Origin of the sequence: Brevundimonas diminuta 3F5N, from assembly GCF_900163625.1 — a bacterium.
GTDB classification, from domain to species: domain Bacteria; phylum Pseudomonadota; class Alphaproteobacteria; order Caulobacterales; family Caulobacteraceae; genus Brevundimonas; species Brevundimonas diminuta_A.
In genome coordinates this window covers 1-2,968 of the sequence record NZ_FUIE01000088.1, presented here as the reverse complement: position 1 = coordinate 2,968, position 2,968 = coordinate 1, and the positions used below count along the sequence as shown (strand labels likewise).

General features: G+C 68.6%; 6 protein-coding genes. 5 read left to right on the top strand and 1 reads right to left on the bottom strand.

Translation table 11 applies throughout. The features are described 5' to 3' along the window. The 3 genes from FM111_RS15985 to FM111_RS15975 all read left to right on the top strand — a co-directional run. A partial coding sequence (locus FM111_RS15985; RefSeq protein WP_306299165.1) for a nucleoside transporter C-terminal domain-containing protein occupies nt 1–229 on the top strand: 229 nt, incomplete at its 5' end. A 34-nt stretch (nt 230–263) separates the two neighbouring features. Next, nucleotides 264–881, top strand: a complete 618-nt coding sequence (locus FM111_RS15980; protein ID WP_087141910.1) for a glutathione S-transferase family protein — start codon at nt 264–266, stop codon at nt 879–881. 7 nt (nt 882–888) lie between these two features. After that, a complete protein-coding gene (locus FM111_RS15975; protein WP_087141909.1) occupies nt 889–1,527 on the top strand; it encodes a YoaK family protein in 639 nt (212 codons plus the stop codon). Here the strand turns inward: FM111_RS15975 and FM111_RS15970 are convergent. Next, nucleotides 1,511–1,945: a PaaI family thioesterase gene (locus FM111_RS15970; RefSeq protein WP_003163540.1), complete on the bottom strand. Its 435-nt coding sequence runs from the start codon at nt 1,943–1,945 to the stop codon at nt 1,511–1,513. The genes FM111_RS15975 and FM111_RS15970 overlap by 17 nt on opposite strands. A 47-nt stretch (nt 1,946–1,992) precedes the next feature. Here FM111_RS15970 and FM111_RS15965 point away from each other — a divergent pair, with 47 nt between their 5' ends. Both FM111_RS15965 and FM111_RS15960 read left to right on the top strand, forming a co-directional pair. Next, a complete protein-coding gene (locus FM111_RS15965; protein ID WP_046651625.1) occupies nt 1,993–2,313 on the top strand; it encodes a DUF3253 domain-containing protein in 321 nt (106 codons plus the stop codon). Continuing rightward, complete coding sequence (locus FM111_RS15960; RefSeq protein WP_087141908.1) at nt 2,297–2,902, top strand: uracil-DNA glycosylase family protein; 606 nt, start codon at nt 2,297–2,299, stop codon at nt 2,900–2,902. The genes FM111_RS15965 and FM111_RS15960 overlap by 17 nt, the downstream gene beginning before the upstream one ends. Nucleotides 2,903–2,968: the final 66 nt, after the last annotated feature.

Here is a 2,968-nt window from a genome sequence, read left to right as displayed (position 1 = left end):
GCCCGTCGCCGAGATGAGCGAGCGCACGCGGATGCTGATGACCTACGCCCTGTGCGGCTTCGCCAACATCGGCTCGGTCGGCATCACCGTCACCGGCCTGTCGGTGCTGATGCCGGAACGCCGCGAGGAAGTGCTGGGCATGGTGTGGAAGGCGTTGCTGGCGGGCTTCCTGGCCACGCTGATGACGGCCTGCGTCGTCGGGGCCTTGCCCGCGTCCATCTTCGCCTAGTAGCGTTCCGAGGGCAGCCGAAGGGAACCCTCTGATGAAGCTCTATGAAAGCCGCCGCGCGCCCAATCCGCGCCGCGTCCGCTGGGTCATGGCGGAAAAGGGCGTGACCGACGTCGAGCGGGTCGAGATCGAGCTGTTGGCGGGCGAGCACCGCACTCCGGCCTATCGCGCCAAGTTCGGCGTGCCGCACGTGCCGGCGCTGGAGCTGGACGACGGAACCTGCCTGACGGAATCCATCGCCATCTGCCGCTATCTGGAGGCCCTGCACCCCGAGCCGAACCTGTTCGGCCGCGATCCGAAGGAGCAGGCGATCATCGAGATGTGGATGCGCCGGTGCGAGATGTATCTGGCCAATCCGATGATGCTGAACGTGCGCTTCACCCACCCGGCCTTGGCCGCGCTGGAGGCGCCCCAGCCTCAGGTCGCCGAATACAACCGCCTGGGCGCCGAGCGCTTCATGAAGACGCTGGACCGCCACCTCGCGGAGCATGAGTTCATCGCCGCCGACCGTTTCACCATCGCCGACATCGTCGGGGCGGTGGGGCTGGATTTCGCCCGCTTGGTCAAATACCGGCCGCCCGAGGAGCTGACGCACCTGGCCCGCTGGCTGGAGGCGTGCCGCGCCCGTCCGGCGGCGGCGGCGGGGATGTGAGCCTGTCTTGCGGACTCTGACTGGGCCGGATCGCGGCCTGGCCCTGCTGCTGGCCGCCCTGGCGGGTTATGTCGACAGTCTGGGCTTCCTGCATCTGGGCGGGGTGTTCGTCTCCTTCATGAGCGGCAACACCACACGCCTGGCCGTCAACCTGGCCGAGGGGCGGTGGCTGGCGGCGGGCGCGGTGGCGGGCGTGCTGCTGCTGTTCGTGCTGGGCGCCATGCTCGGGGCGCTGGTTGCGGGCGGCGAGGGGGCGCGCTCGCGCAGCCGGGTGCTGGTGGTCGAGGCGGCGTTGCTGGCCGGGGCCGCCGTGGCGGCGGGGGCGGGGATCGCGCCCCTGGCGATCGGCCTGATGGTCCTGGCCATGGCGGTCGAGAACTCGGTCTTCCTGCGCGACGGCGAGGTCGGGGTCAGCCTGACCTATATGACCGGAACCCTGGTCAAGACCGGCCACGCCCTGGCGGCGGCTCTGCGCGGCGGCGATCCCTGGGCGTTTCGGCCCTATATGGCGCTGTGGGCGGGGTTGGCCGGGGGCGCGCTGATGGGCGCGGTTGTCTACGGCCGCCTGGGGCTGATCGCCCTGTGGCCGGCGGCGGCCGTCGCCATGGCCCTGGCCTTGGGCGTACGGTTCAACCGCGCGGCGTGAACTTGCGGATCACGCCCGAGAAGGTCATCAGCAGCCGTTCGCCGGTGGTGATCTGACCGCGCACGAAGATCAGGCTCTTGCCCGCCTTGGTCACCTGGCCCGTCGCCTCGATCAGTTCGCCCACGTAAGCGCCGTCGATGAAGGTGGAGTCGAGCTGCACCGTGACGCCTGAGGCGCCCTCCATCTCCTGATAGGCGATCTGGAACATGGCGATGTCGGCGAAGGTCATCAGGCAGCCGCCGTGCATCCGGCCCCCGGCGTTCATGTGCTTCTGCTCGGCGCGGAAGGCGCAGCGCATGTGGCCGTCGGGATCGGGCTTGCCGTAGAAGGGCCCCACCACCACGTCGAAGGTGTCGCGCAGGTCATAGGTCTGCCAACCGGCGAACTCGCCTTCGGTGACGGTGATTATCTCGGCCATGTCGGTTTTGCCTTCTTTCCGATCTCGCGGTGCAGCATATAGCGCTTATGAGCGATCCAATCGAAGCGGCCATTTTCGAAAAACTGGCCAAGGCCGACCCCAAGAACGTCGGCGGCAAGAGCATTGAACCGGCCGACGTGGCCAAGGAGCTGCAGCCCGAGCAGTGGCAACGCCTGTTGCCCAAGGTGAAGGCGACGGCGCTGGGCCTGATGCGTCAGGGCAAGCTGACCATCACCAAGAAGGGCAAGGCGGTCGATCCCAACAACTTCCGCGGCGTGATCCGCCTGCGCCTGCCGACCGAGGCCGAGACGGCCGCGGCCCTGGCGGCCCTGCCGCCGGTCGAAGCTTCGGATGACGATTTCGACTGAACCGGACAACGGCCTGGGTGAACTCCTGGCCGAAATCCGCGCCTGCCGGGCGTGCCTGGGGCAGTTGCCCCACACGCCGCGCCCGGTGGTCATGGTCGCGCCTGAAACGCGCCTGCTGATCTGCGGCCAGGCGCCGGGGCGGCGGGTGCATGAAAGCGGTCTGCCCTTCACCGACCCCTCCGGCGTTCGCTTGCGCGACTGGATGGGGGTGGACGAAGCGACCTTCTATGGCGATCCGCGCCTCGGCGTGGCGGCTCAGGCCTTCTGCTTTCCCGGCACGGATCCCAAGGGCGGCGACTATCCGCCGCCGCGCCGCTGCGCCGAGTTGTGGCGGCCGCGCCTGTTGGCCGAACTGCCGAAGGTCGAGCTGACGTTGCTGGTCGGCGGCTACGCCCAGGCCTGGGCCTTGGGCGCGGCGGCCAAGGCGAACATGACCGAGACGGTCCGCGCCTGGCGCGACTATGCGCCCGCCATCCTGCCTCTGCCGCACCCGTCATGGCGTAATACGGCCTGGCTGAAGAAAAACCCGTGGTTCGAAGCCGAGGTTCTGCCCTACCTTCGGCAGCGAACAGCGGAGATACTGGCGTGACACAAAGTGTTTTCCTTCTCCCCTTGTGGGAGAAGGTGGCTCGCGGAGCGAGACGGATGAGGGGGC